Raw genomic sequence first — 637 nt, forward strand, 5'->3', positions numbered from 1 at the left:
GGTCGATTGGCCCCAAGGGTTCGACGCGTAAGTAATGGCGGAGGTTCGAGTGCAGCCGCCTGCGCGGCGGCGAACGGCGTGATGACGCGGGTCTCGGGCGGTCAGTGAGCGGCTATTCTATGCGGGACGTATCGAGACTGTTCGCATCGGATCGTTGGAAACGCGCGATCTGCCGGTGGTGGCGTCACCGGCATTCGGCGGCATAGATTTGACATAATCTTTGTTATCGGACCGACGCCTGCATGGTTTCAGGAGCGGCCAAGATACCGGTAACGGACCCCCGCTTTCGATCAGGGCTGATCGACATTCAGTGACGGTCGCCAATGTTCGTCATTCCCGCGCAGGCGGGAAGCCATAACCGCTGACGTTTCGGCTGGATTCGCAACGCTGGCGCCTATTGACTCCGGCCTTCGCGGGAGTGACGATGGCAGATACAGCAACCGTCCCGCTTCCTTGGCCTGACCGTCGATCGGCCCTTAGCCGTTTTACCGTCGGCTATGCCCGTTTCGGCCGCTCGGCCAATACTGGGCCCGATCGAAATTCAATCGACGGCGCCTCTTCTCCCCTCCCTGACAAGGGAGGGGGTGGGGGTGGGTAGGCCGGTTGTGGCGCGCTCCCGTTCCCTCGCAGGCCGGGC

It is taken from the genome of Sphingomonas sp. Leaf10, from assembly GCF_001421245.1.
Taxonomy (GTDB): domain Bacteria; phylum Pseudomonadota; class Alphaproteobacteria; order Sphingomonadales; family Sphingomonadaceae; genus Sphingomonas.